Origin of the sequence: Shimia sp. NS0008-38b, assembly GCF_040370365.1 — a bacterium.
Lineage (GTDB): Bacteria > Pseudomonadota > Alphaproteobacteria > Rhodobacterales > Rhodobacteraceae > Shimia.
On the sequence record NZ_BAABWQ010000001.1, the window covers coordinates 440,577 to 457,674 of the forward strand.

Below are 17,098 nucleotides of genomic sequence, written 5' to 3' on the forward strand. Positions count from 1 at the left end.
ATGAAGATCGGATTCATCGGACTGGGCAACATGGGTGGCCCCATGGCTGCCAATCTGGCCAAAGCAGGCCACGAGGTCACCGGCTTTGACATGGCAGACGTGACCATTGACGGTGTCACCATGGCGGACACCGGTGCAGCCGCCGCCACCGGTGCAGATGTGGTCATCACCATGCTGCCCAACGGTCAAATTCTGCGCGCTGTGGCCAATGAGATTATCCCGGTGATGTCCGAAGGCGCCGCCTTTGTCGATTGCTCGACCGTGGACGTCGACAGCGCCCGCGCCGTGGCTGAACAAGCCACCGCAGCGGGCCTGCTGCCCGTCGATGCGCCAGTGTCCGGCGGCGTTGGCGGCGCGGCAGGCGGCACGCTGACCTTTATGGCAGGTGGCTCCAAAGACGCCTTTGCAAAGGCGGACCCGCTGTTTGACATCATGGGGCAAAAGGCGGTGCATTGCGGCGACGCGGGTGCCGGTCAAGCTGCCAAAATCTGCAACAACATGATCCTCGGCGTGACCATGATTGCCACCTGCGAAGCCTTCGCGCTGGCGGACAAGCTGGGTCTGGATCGCCAGTCGATGTTTGATGTGGTCTCCACCTCCTCTGGCTATAGCTGGACGATGAACGCCTACTGCCCTGCCCCCGGCGTTGGACCACAAAGCCCGGCAGACAATGACTACAAACCCGGCTTCGCGTCCGAGCTGATGCTCAAAGACCTACGTCTGTCGCAACAAGCGGCCGAAAGCGCAGATGCGGACACCCCGATGGGTCAGGCCGCCGCCGCGCTTTACGAGCAATTTGTCGAAAACGAAAACGGTCTGGGCACCGACTTTTCCGCCATGCTGCCACGCTTTGAGAAACGCTCACGCGGCTAAAAAACCCAATTAAATCAATAAAAAAGCCGCGCCTCCCTCGGCGCGGCCTTTTCTCTATTGCCCCAAATTTTGGTTAATATTTCCTTACCACTGCCCCTTTTGCGCCCTTTTTCAGCGGCACCTGTTGTTGCCAAAGCGGAAACAAAGATTTCCGGAGAGGCAAGAGCAGAAAGCACTGGGAAAAGACGATGCCAACGGCAACAGAACTGAATATCAACACTTCCGCCAACGCGGCTCAAATGGCTGATGAAATCTTCGGCGATCCAACCCGTATCGTCAGCGCAACTTATTCCGGCGACAACCTGTCCTCAGGGATCTACACTGGCGCGGACGCGACCAGCCCGGGCGTAGCTCCGGCTGACAGTGGCGTTATCTTGTCCACAGGGTATGCGCGTGACTTCACCAACAGTGACGGCAGCCTCAACACAAACCAAAGTACCAACACATCGACCAACACCACAGGTCAGAACAACAATGCCTTGTTCAATGCATCCGCTGGCACCAATACTTACGATGCGTCTTTCCTGACAATCGACTTTAACGGCAGCGCAGGCGAGATGCTGACGATCGACTTTGTACTGTCCTCTGAAGAATACCCTGAATTCCTCAGCTACAACGACGCCATTGGCGTCTGGGTCAACGGGGTCGAGGCAGAAATTTCGGTGGGCGATGGCTCTGCCACCATTGGCAACATCAACGAAGCAAACCCAAACATATACCTCGACAACAGTGGCGACGCTTACAATACAGAAATGGACGGCTTTACCGTCACGCTCACATTTGTTGTTCCCCTGCAGGATGGCGTCAACGAATTGATCATCGGAATCGCGGACGCCACCGACAGCAGCTACGATTCCAATCTGCTGATCGCCGGTGGCTCTGTACAAACCGCCATCGTGGCTCAGGATGACGCCCTGTCGATCAAATACGGCGGCACGCGCACACTTGATGTGCTTGACAACGACAACTCCACAGCTGGTCCCACACTGACCATCACGCATATCAACGGCATCGCTGTCAGCCACAACAACGCGGGCGGTCTGCCCAACAGTGTCACACTTTCCACAGGGCAAGTTGTGACGTTGAACGCAGATGGTACTTTGACCATCGACGCAGACACCGACGACGAAACCGTCTATTTCAACTACACCATCGAAGATGATGATGGCGGTACCGACACCGCGCTTGTTGAGATCGAACAGCGCGCGCCGTGTTTCACAATCGGCACATTGATCCGAACATCGGAAGGTGATGTACCAGTTGAAAATCTCCGCAAAGGGATGTTGCTAGAAACACTGGATTCTGGACTTCAGCCCATTCAATGGGTGGGGCGCTCTCACATCGCGCCATCTTTTGACACCTTGCCCATTCGTATCAAAGCGGGCGTTCTGGACAATGAAACCGATCTCGTTGTCTCCCCTCAACACCGTGTTCTGTTGCGCGGTGCCCGCGCTGAACTGCTGTTTGGCTGCGATGAGGTTCTGGTCAAAGCCAAAGACCTGTTGAATGACCGGGACGTATTGCGCGATCATACAGATCAAACGATCACCTATTTCCACATTCTGATGCCGCAGCATGAATTGCTTTACACCGAAGGCCAATGGAGCGAGAGCTTCTTGCCGGGCCCGATGACGCGGCACAGTTTTGACCCTTTTGCCAACCGGTCCCTGCGGGTTGTGATGCAGCGCAACGCTCAAAACTGGGAAGACGTCGCCGCGCGCCCAAGTTTGCGCAGCTTTGAAGCCGCCGCCCTGCTCGCCGCCTAACGCTACGCGGTTGCCAACGCTTCCAAGGCCAAGCGGGTTGCGGTATCTGCCGGAAACATCATTTCGATCTTTAGCTCCGAAAGCGCGACATCCTCTGTCGAGCCGAACTGGCTGATCGTGGAGAACAAAGAAAGCCGCATACCGCCAAAGTCATAGACCGCAGGGATAATCGCAGGCCGTATACCATCTTGCACCGCCCCCTCAGAACCCAAAGCCGTCTCAAGCTTTGCGATACCCTGTTCCAAGACGGGATCATGCCCAAAATGCGTGTACTCAACCCGCAACCTCGCAATCAGGTGTTCAACGATTTCATCATAGTTCACCAGCGCCTGTCGAACGGCCGCCGTGTCCGCCATCATGTCGATCATGCTGTCGCCAATCGACACACCGAACCCGGCCATCAGCCGTGTGGATACGACATTCATATCCACCAGACGCCAATGGCGATCCAAGGCCACCGCCGGATAGGGTTCGTGTCGCGTCAACATCCACTGTACCGCCTCGCGGACCGGAGCCATTTCCTCTTCTGACAAATCCCGCTCTGCGTATGCTGGACTCATTCCCGCCGCCAGCAACATGCGATTGCGCTGTGCAACTGGAACGTCCAATTCCTCACATAAGCGGAAAACCATACCGCGGCTGGGGCGAGACCGCCCAGTCTCCATAAAGGAGATGTGGCGAGAGCTCACACCAGCCGACAACCCCAAATCCAGCTGGCTTACCCGCCGCAACTGCCGCCATTCTTTCAAGACCGATCCAAATTCGATTCCTGCCTCCTATCCCCTGCTCACCTGTCCACTTTACCCGAGAAGACGCGCTGTGCACTTACCTCACAGGTAATTGTTTTGCTTCCTAAGGTCGCTAAATCTGCATCCAGAACAAATTGGAGACAGAACATGACACATAATCGCGCAGTCACTTTTCTCAAAATCGCGTGCGGCGTCACCATGGCCATGGGGATTGGAACTGTGTTTGCTCTCGCAACACAGACGTTTGGCCTTCTCAGTTGGTTTATGGATTTACTGCATTTGCCACTTGATGGGCAACAAAGCTTTGGAGCTGACAGCGAACGTGTGCTCGGTGCCATTGGTGGAGGACTGATGTTTGGCCTTGGCTTGATGGTGTGGCAGATCGTCGACCTAATCTACGTCGAGGACCCCGTGAAAGGCGCAAAGATCATACTGTGGGGTTTGTGGGGATGGTACATTGCTGACAGCCTTGGGTCCGTGCTCGCCGGCGCATGGTTCAACGCCATACTGAACGCCAGCTTCCTTGCACTTTTCCTCCTGCCGATTTTGCTTGCGAAACCACGGCAGCCAGTGACCGCCTAACAGGAAGGGCCGACGTCTTGCTCCAGAGACGTCGGCCTTCGTTTGTTTACTCTGCTGCAACCCTTTTCTTGGGCACCAGCATGTCTTTGAGGTAATGTCCGGTGTGGCTCGCCGCCACTTTCGCCACTTTTTCCGGCGTCCCCTTAGCGACAATTTTTCCACCACCGTCACCACCTTCAGGGCCAATGTCGATAATGTGATCTGCGGTTTTCACCACATCCAAATTGTGCTCAATCACCACAACAGTGTTGCCCTGATCAACCAGTTCATGAAGCACTTCCAATAGCTTACGAACATCCTCAAAATGTAGACCCGTTGTTGGCTCATCCAAAATATAAAGCGTCCGCCCGGTCGAACGTTTCGCCAGTTCTTTGGACAACTTTACCCGCTGTGCTTCCCCCCCAGATAAGGTCGTCGCCTGTTGGCCCACTTTGATGTAGCCGAGACCAACCCGCATCAGCGCGTCCATCTTGTCACGAATGCTCGGCACCGCTTTGAAAAACTCCTGTGCCTCCTCAACGGTCATATCCAGAACGTCGGCAATACTTTTGCCCTTGAACTTGATCTCCAAAGTCTCGCGGTTGTAGCGCGCGCCTTTGCAGGTCTCACATTCCACATAGACATCCGGCAAGAAGTGCATCTCGATCTTGATAACACCGTCACCCTGACAGGCCTCACAGCGCCCGCCTTTGACGTTGAAACTAAACCGGCCCGGTTTGTACCCCCGCGCTTTGGCCTCTGGAAGTCCGGCAAACCAATCACGGATTGGTGTAAAGGCCCCCGTGTAGGTCGCCGGGTTCGACCGCGGCGTACGACCAATAGGCCGCTGATCGATATCGATCACCTTGTCCAAATGCTCAAGACCTTTGATCGTCTCACAAGGCGCAGGCGTTTGGCGTGCCCCGTTTAGCCGCATGGAAGCCGTCTTAAAAAGTGTCTCAATTGTCAGCGTGGACTTGCCACCACCAGACACCCCGGTCACACAGACAAATTTACCCAATGGGAAGTCCGCCGTGACTTTCTTCAGGTTATTGCCCGTTGCCTTCACCACGGTCACTGTCTTGCCATTGCCTTCGCGCCGCTCTGTTGGAACGGCAATCTCGCGTGCGCCAGACAGGTATTGCCCGGTCAACGATGCTGGATCAGCTGCAATCTCTTCAGGCTTGCCTTGCGACACCACCTGCCCGCCATGCACACCTGCGCCAGGGCCAATATCAAAGACGTAGTCTGCTTCGCGCACCGCCTCTTCATCATGCTCCACCACAATCACGGTGTTGCCTTGATCACGCAGGTTCTTAAGCGTGGTCAACAGCCTGTCGTTGTCACGCTGATGCAGGCCAATGGATGGTTCATCCAGCACATAAAGCACGCCGGTCAGACCAGACCCAATCTGGCTTGCCAAGCGAATACGCTGGCTCTCACCGCCAGACAACGTGCCACTGTTGCGCGACAGTGTAAGATACTCCAGCCCCACATTGTTCAGGAACCCAAGACGCTCTTGGATTTCTTTCACAATCGCCCGTGCAATCTCTTGGCGCTGCGGCGTCAGCGTTGCCGGCACACCCTCAATCCAAGCCAAAGCTTCACGGATCGACATCTGCACCACGTGCCCCACGTGTTTGTGGTCAATCTTTACAGCAAGCGCCTCTTCACGCAGACGATGCCCGCCACACGCACCACATGGGCGGTTATTTTGATAGTTTTCAAACTCTTCACGGATCCAGTTGCTGTCGGTCTCCCGATATCGCCGCTCCATATTGGGGATCACCCCCTCAAACACACGTGTCACCTGATAAACACGCCCGCCCTCGTCATAGCGGAACTCAATCTCTTCTTCGCCAGAGCCATACAAGAAGACGTGCTGAACCTTCTTGTCCAAATCTTTCCAAGGTGTGTTGCGATCAAAGCCGTAGTGCTTGGCCAAGGACTCAATCGTCTGCAGGAAATAGGGTGACTTACCTTTGCGCCAAGGCGCCAGCGCCCCGTCATAAATCTTAAGCGTAACATCCGGCACCACCAAGCGTTCATCAAAGAACAGCTCTTTGCCCAACCCGTCACATTCCGGGCAAGCACCAAACGGGGCGTTGAAAGAAAACAGCCGCGGTTCAATTTCCGGAATGGTGAAGCCACTGACAGGACAGGCAAATTTCTCACTGAACGTGATGCGGTCAGGGTCGCCCTCTTTGGGCGCTGTCTCCAAAACCGCAATGCCGTCTGCAAGATCAAGCGCCGTGCGCAAGCTGTCTGCAAGACGCGTTTCCATGCCGTCCCGCACGACAAGCCGATCGACCACCACATCAATGTCATGCCGGTACTTTTTGTCGAGTGTCGGCGGCTCATCCAGCTCATAGAACTGGCCATCCACTTTCACCCGCTGAAAGCCTTGTTTGCGCAGTTCAAGGAATTCTTTGCGATATTCGCCTTTGCGATCCCGCACGATTGGCGCCAGCAGGTACCCACGTGTGCCCTCCTCCAGCGTCATGACACGATCCACCATGTCTTGAACTTGCTGCGCCTCGATAGGCAAGCCCGTCGCCGGGCTGTAGGGGGTGCCAACACGCGCAAACAACAAGCGCAGATAGTCGTAAATCTCGGTGACTGTGCCGACGGTTGAGCGAGGGTTTTTGCTGGTGGTCTTTTGTTCAATTGAAATCGCCGGAGACAAACCGCTGATGTGATCGACATCAGGCTTCTCCATCATATCCAAGAACTGCCGCGCATACGCCGACAAGCTCTCAACATAGCGCCGCTGCCCTTCGGCATAGATCGTGTCAAAAGCCAGTGACGACTTGCCAGAGCCTGACAAACCAGTGATCACCACCAGCTGATCTCGCGGAATATCCACGTCGATTGACTTTAGATTGTGCTCGCGCGCGCCGCGCACCTCGATGTTTTTTAGTTCGGCCATCAAAACCCCCAGCGGATACGGCACCTGACATATGGCAGCACATCACATGTGCCAACCAGATATTGCGAACATACAGAGAACATTTTAATTCGCCAAGCCCGTTGGCCCAGCAAATATCTGTCGTGCGCAATTATCGCATATAGGTGTTCTTTCTTACGCATGTAAGCGCCAAACGGATGAACCATTTTGTCGTCAAACAGGCGTAAACCTGTCAGTGCACAGTTTTTACTTCCGCGGAGAGGAAAACCGCGACAGCTTGAAAGTTGATCATTGGTTCGGATGTCAGAAGAGTCCCGCCCCGCGCAGGGCTGTGAGGGAACACTGCTTCTCAAAGAACGCGTACGGTGCAGAGGTTGCTAGATACCTGCGCTGCCCGCCCGTGCACGTTTTAACAACGCATGCACCGCTGCCCCGGCCAGCAGCAGCCCCGCAATCACCACCATCATACCACCATATCCACTCACTGCGACAACCGCCAACAAGACAGGCGTGCCCAGTGTATTGCCCAAATTCCCTGCCTGCGCAAAAACACCATTGGCGTCAGCCCGCGCAGAAACCGTGTCGTTCAAATCGGGCACCAAGGCAAAGCTTGCGCCCTGAATCAACCCAAGCGCGCCCGCCAAAAACAGACACACCAACGGCTGTCCCGGAAGCACCATCAGCAACAACGCCGCGCCCGCAGAGACCAGAAAGCCACACTGAATCACCTGAACTGTTGACCAGAACCGCAACATCCACACGCCAAGCGTCATCGAGGTCACCATGCTCATAAATGGCATCGCCCCCACTGTGAACGTGCGCCATTGCTCAGGAATATATGGCGGCAACAACGTCAAAAGGCTGACAAAACAAAATGTGTAAAACAGCCACCCCGCCGCCGCCGCATTGCGAAACGGCGAGCGATAGATGTCGAGGTGTCGCCGCAACACAGACTTCACGCGAAACGGCTCCCACAGGCCGGTCTGATCATCGGGCAAGCGCAACGCCACAACAGCCAAAACACTTCCCGCCATCCAAATTGCATGCGCCAGAAACAACGTGTGCACCCCGTACGCAGCCACCAAAGGCCGCCCAGCCCAAGCGAACAACGCAAAGGCCACGCCAAAGAATGTCCCCCAAAGCGTCAGTGAAAAGGCGCGTCTCTCAGGCGGAGCAACTTTGGCAATGACCGTGGGAGCAGAGACCACAATGGCCAAGTGAGCAAGCCCCTCGATAACGCGACTGATGAGGAACGTATCAAATGAGAGCCCTTGGGCCTGCACAAACGACACGACGGCGCTCAACACCAAACCGCCAACCAACGTGCGTCGCAAGCCAATCTGGGTGACCAACATTCCAGCAATCACCCCCAAAAGAATTCCTGCCATGCCCAAGATCGACAAGGCAAAACCCAATCGTGCACCTGCATCGGGATACAAATGGCCCATATGGTCAAATGTGACGCTGACCTTGGCGAACTGGCCAGCTGCACCAATTCCGGCAAGCCAAATGACCCAAACGGCCATCATTGCATGTGTCTTTGGCACTCAAACACCCCAACAGCGCGCCCTGAAACGCGTCTCAGAAAAATCAAATCAAAACGAAGTTAGATGTGGATCACACGATCGTAGGCATCCAACACACTTTCATGCATCATCTCACTCAAGGTCGGATGTGGGAAAACAGTTTCCATCAGTTCGGACTCTGTTGTTTCCAGCTGGCGACCGACAACGTAGCCTTGGATCAACTCAGTGACCTCCGCCCCCACCATATGCGCTCCCAAAAGCTCGCCGGTCTTGGCATCAAACACGGTCTTCACCATGCCTTCCGGCTCTCCCAAAGCGATCGCCTTGCCGTTCCCGATGAAAGGAAAGCGCCCGACTTTCACATCATAACCCAGCTCTTTGGCCTTCGCCTCACTGTAGCCCACGCTGGCCACCTGTGGGTGACAATAGGTGCACCCAGCAATGCTCTCAGGTTTCACCGGATGAGGGTTTCCGCCTGCGATCAGTTCTGCAACCATGACACCTTCGTGGCTGGCCTTATGTGCCAACCACGGAGCCCCCGCGATGTCGCCAATCGCATAAAGTCCATCCACGCCGGTCCGACAATGCTGATCCGTCACCACATGCGTGCGATCGATCTTCACTCCCAACGCCTCAAGCCCAAGGTTTTCGACATTTCCAACAATGCCAACAGCCGAAATAACCGTGTCAAAATCCTGCATGACGACCTTCCCGCCAACCTCAATATGCGCTGTGACTTTCTCAGCGGTCCGATCAAGTTTTTTGACCGTAGATTGCTCCATGATCGTCATGCCTTGTTTGACAAATTGCTTTTTGGCGAAAGCACTTATCTCTTCATCTTCAACCGGCAGAACACGATCCATCACCTCCACAACTGTGGTTTGGGCACCCAAAGTATTATAAAAACTGGCAAATTCGATCCCAATGGCCCCTGAGCCAATCACCAACAAGTTCTTAGGCATGTGCGGCGGATCAAGCGCGTCTTTGTAAGTCCAAACGCGCTTGCTGTCGCCTTCAAGACCGGGCAGCTCACGCGCACGCGCCCCGGTCGCCAGCACGATGTTCTTGGACGTCAACTCTTCGACGCCTTTTTCGCCCGTCACGGTCACTTTCCCTTTCGCAGGCAAAGTGGCCTCCCCCATAAAGACAGACACTTTGTTCTTCTTCATCAGGAAACCCACACCTGAGCTCAATTGCTTGGCGACACCACGGGACCGTTTCACAACCGCATCAATGTCATAACCAATGCCATCTGCCGTCAGGCCAAATTCTTTGGCACGATCCATCAAGTGATAAACTTCGGCTGATCGCAACATCGCCTTCGTCGGAATGCAGCCCCAGTTGAGGCATATGCCGCCCATGTGCTCCCGCTCAACAATGGCCACCTTCAGACCCAGCTGTGCCCCACGAATGGCAGCCACATAGCCCCCTGGTCCCGCACCGATCACAATCATATCGAAGTTCTTGCTGGCCATGCTGGTTCCTTTGCCTCTCAATGCGTACAGAAGGAAGCCTAGTCCACTTCTTTGCGAGCTTCAACAAAGCCCGACGCCCGTAAGCCGTGTATCTTTTTGCTGGAGATCGCGCCGCCAAAGGCGCATTCTACATAACAAATGATCACCACAACTTCATTGGAGTTGCTCTATGAAAATCCTGAAAGATCTATTGCTTGCGTTTATCAACGCCACGCTAATCTTAGTGGCGCTATGCCTGTTCCTACTTTGGCAACTGTCCGGTACCGCTGAACGCGTTGTCGCGAGCTTCACCGAGAACCTGCAAATTGTGCAGCCGCTTGAGGAAAAGGTCGTCAGCCTGCAAACAGAGGTGCAAAATCTGCGCAGCGATCTGGCGGCAATGTCGTTGGAAAGCGCCGCATTGAACGCGCCCATGGCGCAGCGCCTTCAGTCTCGCGCCGACGCGCTTCAGGACAACATAACCGCGATCAACAACAGCCTCAGTGACCTTTCGACCGCCCCTGATCGCATGATGTCCAAAGCCATTGACGAAGCCACGAGCCGCGTCAGCGCGCAGATTGGCGCGCTCGCCGCCTGTCACCTGCCCTCAAGCACCGGGGACTCCGTCCCCAGCCTTCCACCAGAGGGGTGATTTACGCGTTACACAGCAGCCTGTAGCTCACGTACAGTATGACCGTATCCGCCTTGCGCAACATACGCCGTCTCCACGTCTGTGGAGGACCGATCCAATGCGTCATTGCGATAAGGAAAGCGACCAAACTTACGGATAACTTCACGATGGGCCTTGGCGTGTAGCATGTTGCTTTCGCTGTCACCCATCCGATCCAAGAACATGCGCACACAGCGCTCTTGATCACACAGGTTCTCCGAATGCATCAACGGCAGATAGAAAAACTGCCGCGCAGGGCCGTCAATCTTGAGATCCCATTTCTTGTGAATCGCCGCCTTGGCCGCCGCCAATGCGTTGCGGTCAGTCGCAAATGCTTTGCCTTGGCCGCGAAACATATTGCGTGAGAATTGATCGGTTAAAATCAGATACGCCAACGTGCCGCTTGGGTAAGTCAACCACTGACCCAACCCGCCTGATTTTGCAGTTTCCCATGTTGAGAGAAAACGTTGACGGATGGTCTCGTCCAACTCTTCTGAAACTGCGTACCACCCATCAGGTCCAACTTCATCGAGCCAAAATGCGAGTATTTCCTCGGGACGTGCCATGCCCCTCTCCTTCTACCTTGTTCTCCCCCCGAGGAGATCTTGTTACAGAAGTGTTACACACAAGCCTAAGCCTATGAGAAGTCACAAAATGCAACAGCCGGTCATATGGCGCGACATCGGGCGCTAACATGCCACATTCCAATCAGCCAGCGGCGGCTTCCTGCTCCTCTTCGAGCGCAGTTTCGATTGCAACCTCTTGTGCGAACTCGACGGCCATGACCGATGCCGTTGGCATAACGGCGGTAAAGCTGCCGGTGTCTTCCACCGCTGCTGCAGGGCGGCGTGTGGTTCTGTACCCCGCATAGACCCCCAACAGAGCCAAAAGGAGGATCACATAAATAAAGAAGCCACTGGGCCCGACAATGTCCATCATACGTCCGATGACAATCGGGCCGGCGATCGCTCCCACCCCATTTACAAACACCAGTCCCCCTGAGGCCGCCGCCATATCCTCAATGTCCAGAAAATCATTCGTGTGCGCAATCAGCATCGAATAAAGCGGGTTGGAAAATCCGCCAATGAACAAAGCAGACACCAGCAAAAGGTAAAAGTTATCCCCAGCAAGGAAGCCAGCCACAGATCCCGCCGTACCAATCGCCGCAACAACCATAATCAACTGGCGGCGATCCATACGATCGCTCAGCCACCCCAACGGGTACTGAAAAACAGTCGCCCCGACATAGAACGTCGCGATGAAGATACTCAGCTCATTTAGGGTCAGGCCAACACGTGTGGCAAAAACGGCTGACATGCCAAATTGTGCTGCAAAGACACCACCCAACAAGAACATGCCCACCACACCCAAAGGGGAGTTGTGAAACAATTCCTTCAAACTCATTGGTTTGGTTGTTTCAAACGCTGGTGTTGGCGAAATCGATAGCAAAATTGGTGCAAATGAAATCGACACCAGAACAGATGGGATCACAAACAACAGAAACCCACTGCTGTCCGGCACGGTCATCATACCCTGTGCGGTAATAATTCCGATCATCTGAACGATCATGTAAAGCGACAGCGCTTTGCCTCGTGTTTCATTGGTGGCCGCATTGTTGAGCCAACTTTCCGCGGTGACGTAGACGCCCGAAAAACACAGCCCCATAATGATGCGGCCCAACATCCAAGCAATCGGATGCTCAACAGTGGGAAATAGGATCAAAACCGCAGAGATCATTGAGCCTAGCGCCGCAAAGACACGCACATGCCCCACGCGACGGATCATTTCCGGTGCCAATCGGCTGCCACCGAGAAAGCCCAGAAAATAGGCCGACATCACCATGGACATCTCAAAAGTGGAAAATCCCGCGACCTCGCCACGAATGCCAAGCAGCGTGCCATGCATGCCGTTGCCAACCATCAGCAACAACATCCCCAAGAGCAGCGGCCAAGACCCTTTGATAAACGACGCCATGATATAACCTTTTCACGTTTGCACCCATTTGCAAAATCCAAGACCAGGTCAGCGCACTTGTTCACGACAAAGGAGTGTCGTTTTGGGACGTTGGTGCGCAATCCCTATGGGATCAACAAAGACGCATCACCGTAAGAAAAGAATCTGTAGTTCTCTGAGATTGCGTGATCATAGACACGTCGAATGCGGTCCTGTCCCAATAAGGCGCTCACAAGCATCATCAAGGTGGATTTTGGCAAATGAAAATTTGTCATCAGCGCATCAGCCACATGAAACGTGAAACCCGGATAAATGAAAATATCTGTGGGACCTTCCCAAGGCGCGATCGCGCCACTTGCCGCCGCACTCTCGATCAAGCGCAAAGCAGTGGTGCCCACCGGAATCACCCGCCCACCTGACGCCTTTGTTGCGGCAATTTCATCAACCGCTTGCTGTGTGACCCGCCCCCACTCTGCGTGCATCTTGTGATCCGTGACATTGTCGACTTTCACCGGCAAAAACGTACCCGCGCCGACGTGCAACGTCACATGTGTCAGCAGCACACCTTTTTCCTTGAGAGCCGCCAAAAGCGCCTCATCAAAATGCAACGACGCGGTTGGCGCGGCGACAGCCCCTGAATGGGCGGCCCAAACGGTTTGATAGTCAGTCTTGTCGCGCTCATCTGCGGCCCGTTTGGCGGCAATATAGGGCGGTAGGGGCATCTTACCGGCCGCCTCTAAGGCAGCATCAAAGTCCGCGCCTTCCAAATCAAATTGCAGCACGCCCTGTCCATCCGCTTTGCTCAGCAAACGCGCTTTGAGACCCGCGGCAAAAACGATCTCTTCTTCTTCACGAATTTTCTTCAACGGTTTGATCAAGGCCGCCCAAGCCCCCCCTGCACGCGGTTCTAGCAGGGTCACATCCATGCGCGCCTGTGTCTCGCCTTCAGGTCCGCTGCGCACGCGATATCCAGCCAAGCGCGCCGGGATCACCTTGGTGTCGTTTAGCACCAGCCGATCCCCAGGATTCAGCCAGTCCAACAAATCTGTGACCACCCCATCCGTAATCTTGTCTCCCTCTGCCACCAACAAACGCGCGGCGCTGCGCGGCTCTGCCGGGCGGGTTGCAATCAAGGACTCCGGGAGATCAAAATCAAAATCAGAAAGCTGCATCAGAACCTGTATTGTTAGTTGGAGAGATCGGGGGGTTGGCGGCGGAAAATCTCTCTAAAGAAGCCCGGCGTCAAGGCTGATAGCGGATTGACCGACACCTTTGGTTGCGACGATGGCCCCTGCATACGGTAGTTAAATCCGATCAGTCCCTCTCCGCGCCGAGAAAATGGCCGCCCCAGAACGTTGACGGCATACAGCGGAGAGATCGTACCCTGCAAATCAAACCAGCTTTGCACAAAACTATAGGTCCCATTAACCGACAAGCCTATCGATGGCCCTGCCGCGCTGCCCTCGCCAATAATCAACCGTTCCGGAGTGAGGCGAAATTTCGAGTAGACATCCGTGAACAACAACCCGGGTCCGCTCAGCTGTTCTATCAGCCCCACAACGCTGATCGCGTTCAACAGCTCTGCAATAACGGGTACATCCTGCACCTTCAGCTCTTTCATGCTCAAGGTGCCATCGTATTGTCCGGCCTGTTCGCGCGGAATCAGATCCAATGTCATCCGCCCTCTGGTCGCGGCATCAACAAAACCCATCTGAACCGCGACTTGGCCACCTTGATCGGATTGAACCTGAATACGGCTGCCATGCGTGTGCGGGCTGAAGGTACCCTGCACAAAAGGCACGCCATTGAAGTTCCCTGAAAACGTGCCAGACAAACGCCCATTCTGACTTGTGAGCTCCGCCGTCGCAGGCGCCAACCTGATGGTATCCGTGACGATCACCTCATCCACCGTTGCAGACACCGGCCCCATATCGCCACCCGACCCGCCTCTGCTGGCGCTTGGCATCGCCCGCATGTCCAAACGCCCACTTGTGACAATGACCGCAGGCGGTACGGAAAAACCGCGCCCGCGCAATTCCCCCTGACCACGTGCCCAACTGCCCACAGCAAAACTGTCAAGTTGTGCAACACCTAAGCCGCCGTTCTCCGCAAGCGTGACACGCCCCTCAGCAGAAAGCCCCGGAGTCTTCAACACAACGCGGTCAATCTCTGCGCGCGGCCCAAGTGTCATGTCGATTTCAAGCGTGCCCGGTGTCTCGGGTTGCTTGTTCCAACCTAACGGCGGTGCCGACAACCGAACACCCACCAGATCAGAGCGAAGCTCTAACACTGGCGGGACGTCTTTCGCGATGGCCAGATCATAGGCGATTTCGCCCCGCTCTTGCACGGTTCCGTCAGGCAAACCCACCTCAAACACATCCAGCGCAGTCTCGCTTAACTCGGCCGTGCCGTTCAGCCAACTGTTGCCAGCGTTTTCTTTCCCTCCCAGCATATGCCAATGAGCCGTGACCGGCAGGTCCTCTAAAAAGCCAGCCCCCTCCACATCGACCCGCTCAGGTCGCGCATGCACGGTGAATTCGCCACGCATTTCTTTGCCTGGCAAAAAATGGTCGCTCACCACATCTCGCAAATCCCCGCGCACATCGTAGTGCACCTCTTCAATTGGCAAATTGTCTTTAAGAACAAGCTCAACTGTCCCTTCGAGCTCCGCTCGGCCCGGCGCGAAGTCCACAGGTAAATTGGCCTTAGACAACAGACGCAAAGGCTCGCGATCCAACAGTGAGAGCACCGCTGTGATGGAGCCAACGGCCTTGGCCCGCACAAGCGCCGGAGACTGTTTCAATCTTGTGTTCAAAATCACAAAGCTGGCGCCGCTGACGTCGATCAACCCACCTTCTTCAGCCTCAACAAAAGCCTCCTCAACCGCAAGATGCAGCTGGTTGTCCTGAAAAACCCCAAATCCGCTGCCATCTATGATCGGCGGCATGGTCTTGACCGCCCGCACAGCCGTGTCCGCAAACTGAAAATCGACATACACATCCGGCACATCTGCGCCGCGGGACCGGATCGCGAGGTCAACGTCATGCACATGCGCCTTGTGCACGTTTTCGACGATCCACTTGCGCAGCTTGTGTTTGAAGCTTCTCGGCCAGACGGCAAGAACGTCATCCGGCTCAACCGCATCCAAATGCCCGTTCACCGCATAGTTCCAATTCGCCTGATCTGTCTCCAGATGGCCGTTCAACACAATTTGGTTATCTGCCTGCCGGACCACCAATTGGCCTAGATCCAGCGAGAACGGGTCAAGTCTGAGCCGAAAATCAGCAAAACTCCGTTCCAGCCGTATGGGGTCATCGTCCAGATTGCGCGGGTTTGCACGAAATTCATTCAGCGTCAGCTGCACCAAAAATTCACCCGGCACGCCTTGCTCAAAGTCCCGCATGAAGGCCTCGCCAAATGCGGAAACACGCATCAAATCACTGTCGATTGACAACTCGTCAAAGCGAATGGCTCGGCGTTCGGGGTCGTAGGTCAGATAACTGCGCATCTCCTGAAACGGCACAGGTCGCACTTCGCCGCCCGGCTGCAACATGCCATCACTGACTTGCAACGTCGCGTTTACGTTGCCGAGGTTGCCATCCGCGTCGATATTGGCGCGCAATGCCCCCGAAATCGGGGCCCGCATAATTTCAAGCCAGCTTAGTGCCACAATCTGAGAAGCAATGTCTTCGCTTGGAAGATCCTCAAAGCTAAAACCAAATTCGGTTTCAGATGTGCCAAATCGCGTGGTCAGAGACGCCTCAATGGTACTGGCGTAGCTGCGACCAGCCAACAGCGTCATTTGCGCAGAGACATCCACCCGATCGCCGTCACGCATCAACGTGATTTGCCCACCATCAACCGTCCATGCGCGGCGTTCGCGCAAATCCTCAAATCGAATGGTCACGTCTTCGACGCGAAAGGCGTCCAATTGCGCAAGCACTGGGGCCTCAAGGTAACTCTCGATCTGATCGCCAAATCGGGTTGCATCGGTATCGGTCTGCAGCCCGCCTGAGTCAGCGACCTGCCCCACGGCGATACGCGTAGACCCATCCGCTTGTCGCAGCACCGTTAGGGTCACACCCGACACGCGCACGTCACGAAATGCCACCTGCCGATCCAGCAGCGGCGCAAAGGCAAGGCGCGCCGTTACCAACGACAAAGATATCGGTCCGCCATCTGGCGGCAACACCTGTACCCCTCGAAGCTCAATGCTTGGATCCCAATCGTCTTCGATCACCAATGCAACGCCATCAATGGACACATCAAACGATTGCAATTGCGCACTCAATAGGGTTTCAACGCGCGCCCGCGCCCAATCCGGCATCTCCCATGGTGTGCCACTAATCGCAAAAACCAAGAGGGCGACCGCCGCCACCGGCACAATCAAGCTAAACAACGCAACCACTCCCAAACGCCGTCCACGTCTGGGCCGGCGCGCAGGGTGCGCCTCTGCGGTGTCGGGGCTTCCTGTCACCTCGGTCGCCCTCGGCTCAACGTCGACGACTTTTGCAGGTGTGTCAGCTTTTCCCTCAGACGCGGTTCTATGATCGCCGTTCTCCGTCAGGGTTGATGCCTCTGTATGTTCTGATATTGCGGTGCTCGTGGACGAAACTATACCCGTAGAACTCGCCCGAC

Annotated in this window: 12 protein-coding genes; 4 read left to right on the forward strand and 8 right to left on the reverse strand. The window is 55.3% G+C overall.

Annotated elements, in window-relative coordinates; all coding sequences use genetic code 11:
• Together mmsB and ABWV47_RS02145 are read left to right on the forward strand one after the other, a co-directional pair.
• Window positions 1-873 carry a 3-hydroxyisobutyrate dehydrogenase gene (mmsB, locus tag ABWV47_RS02140; RefSeq protein ID WP_353308198.1) on the forward strand — a complete coding sequence of 291 codons (873 nt, stop codon included), beginning with the start codon at window positions 1-3 and terminating at the stop codon, window positions 871-873.
• A 188-nt stretch (window positions 874-1,061) separates the two neighbouring features.
• Window positions 1,062-2,639: a Hint domain-containing protein gene (locus tag ABWV47_RS02145; RefSeq protein ID WP_353308199.1), complete on the forward strand. Its 1,578-nt coding sequence runs from the start codon at window positions 1,062-1,064 to the stop codon at window positions 2,637-2,639.
• A gap of 2 nt (window positions 2,640-2,641) precedes the next feature.
• Here ABWV47_RS02145 and ABWV47_RS02150 read toward each other — a convergent pair whose 3' ends face one another.
• Window positions 2,642-3,406, reverse strand: coding sequence for a helix-turn-helix domain-containing protein (locus ABWV47_RS02150; protein ID WP_353309551.1), 765 nt, complete (start codon window positions 3,404-3,406; stop codon window positions 2,642-2,644).
• 129 nt (window positions 3,407-3,535) lie between these two features.
• On the opposite strand from ABWV47_RS02150, the gene ABWV47_RS02155 reads away from it, so the two are divergent.
• On the forward strand, window positions 3,536-3,970 hold the full coding sequence (locus tag ABWV47_RS02155) for an excinuclease ABC subunit A (RefSeq protein WP_353308200.1): 435 nt from the start codon (window positions 3,536-3,538) through the stop codon (window positions 3,968-3,970).
• Window positions 3,971-4,016: 46 nt separating this feature from the next.
• On the opposite strand, the gene uvrA is transcribed toward ABWV47_RS02155, so the two are convergent.
• From uvrA to lpdA, 3 genes are all read right to left on the reverse strand, one after another.
• A complete protein-coding gene (gene uvrA / locus ABWV47_RS02160) occupies window positions 4,017-6,878 on the reverse strand; it encodes an excinuclease ABC subunit UvrA (protein WP_353308201.1) in 2,862 nt (953 codons plus the stop codon).
• Between the two features lie 356 nt (window positions 6,879-7,234).
• The gene (locus ABWV47_RS02165; RefSeq protein WP_353308202.1) at window positions 7,235-8,404 is read right to left on the reverse strand and encodes an MFS transporter; all 1,170 of its coding nucleotides are present in this window, start codon (window positions 8,402-8,404) and stop codon (window positions 7,235-7,237) included.
• Window positions 8,405-8,463: 59 nt separating this feature from the next.
• Window positions 8,464-9,858: a dihydrolipoyl dehydrogenase gene (gene lpdA / locus ABWV47_RS02170; protein ID WP_353308203.1), complete on the reverse strand. Its 1,395-nt coding sequence runs from the start codon at window positions 9,856-9,858 to the stop codon at window positions 8,464-8,466.
• A gap of 169 nt (window positions 9,859-10,027) precedes the next feature.
• Here lpdA and ABWV47_RS02175 point away from each other — a divergent pair, with 169 nt between their 5' ends.
• Entirely contained in the window at window positions 10,028-10,489 is a 462-nt protein-coding gene (locus ABWV47_RS02175; protein WP_353308204.1) for a hypothetical protein, read from the forward strand.
• Window positions 10,490-10,497: 8 nt separating this feature from the next.
• On the opposite strand, the gene ABWV47_RS02180 is transcribed toward ABWV47_RS02175, so the two are convergent.
• The 4 genes from ABWV47_RS02180 to ABWV47_RS02195 all read right to left on the reverse strand — a co-directional run bounded on the left by ABWV47_RS02180 (window position 10,498) and on the right by ABWV47_RS02195 (window position 16,937).
• Complete coding sequence (locus ABWV47_RS02180) at window positions 10,498-11,073, reverse strand: DUF924 family protein (protein ID WP_353308205.1); 576 nt, start codon at window positions 11,071-11,073, stop codon at window positions 10,498-10,500.
• A 142-nt stretch (window positions 11,074-11,215) separates the two neighbouring features.
• Complete coding sequence (locus ABWV47_RS02185) at window positions 11,216-12,481, reverse strand: MFS transporter (RefSeq protein WP_353308206.1); 1,266 nt, start codon at window positions 12,479-12,481, stop codon at window positions 11,216-11,218.
• Window positions 12,482-12,585: 104 nt separating this feature from the next.
• Complete coding sequence (gene queA / locus ABWV47_RS02190; RefSeq protein WP_353308207.1) at window positions 12,586-13,632, reverse strand: tRNA preQ1(34) S-adenosylmethionine ribosyltransferase-isomerase QueA; 1,047 nt, start codon at window positions 13,630-13,632, stop codon at window positions 12,586-12,588.
• 14 nt (window positions 13,633-13,646) lie between these two features.
• Window positions 13,647-16,937 (reverse strand): hypothetical protein, encoded by a 3,291-nt coding sequence (locus tag ABWV47_RS02195; RefSeq protein WP_353308208.1) that lies wholly within the window; start codon window positions 16,935-16,937, stop codon window positions 13,647-13,649.
• Window positions 16,938-17,098 lie beyond the last annotated feature (161 nt).

Bases quoted from the DNA above. Each gene is read 5' to 3' on its own strand.
- ABWV47_RS02175 (WP_353308204.1), top strand. From the start codon at position 10,028: ATGAAAATCCTGAAAGATCTATTGCTTGCGTTTATCAACGCCACGCTA.
- uvrA (WP_353308201.1), bottom strand. From the start codon at position 6,878: ATGGCCGAACTAAAAAACATCGAGGTGCGCGGCGCGCGCGAGCACAAT.
- ABWV47_RS02185 (WP_353308206.1), bottom strand. From the start codon at position 12,481: ATGGCGTCGTTTATCAAAGGGTCTTGGCCGCTGCTCTTGGGGATGTTG.
- ABWV47_RS02180 (WP_353308205.1), bottom strand. From the start codon at position 11,073: ATGGCACGTCCCGAGGAAATACTCGCATTTTGGCTCGATGAAGTTGGA.
- queA (WP_353308207.1), bottom strand. From the start codon at position 13,632: ATGCAGCTTTCTGATTTTGATTTTGATCTCCCGGAGTCCTTGATTGCA.
- ABWV47_RS02145 (WP_353308199.1), top strand. From the start codon at position 1,062: ATGCCAACGGCAACAGAACTGAATATCAACACTTCCGCCAACGCGGCT.
- mmsB (WP_353308198.1), top strand. From the start codon at position 1: ATGAAGATCGGATTCATCGGACTGGGCAACATGGGTGGCCCCATGGCT.
- ABWV47_RS02155 (WP_353308200.1), top strand. From the start codon at position 3,536: ATGACACATAATCGCGCAGTCACTTTTCTCAAAATCGCGTGCGGCGTC.
- lpdA (WP_353308203.1), bottom strand. From the start codon at position 9,858: ATGGCCAGCAAGAACTTCGATATGATTGTGATCGGTGCGGGACCAGGG.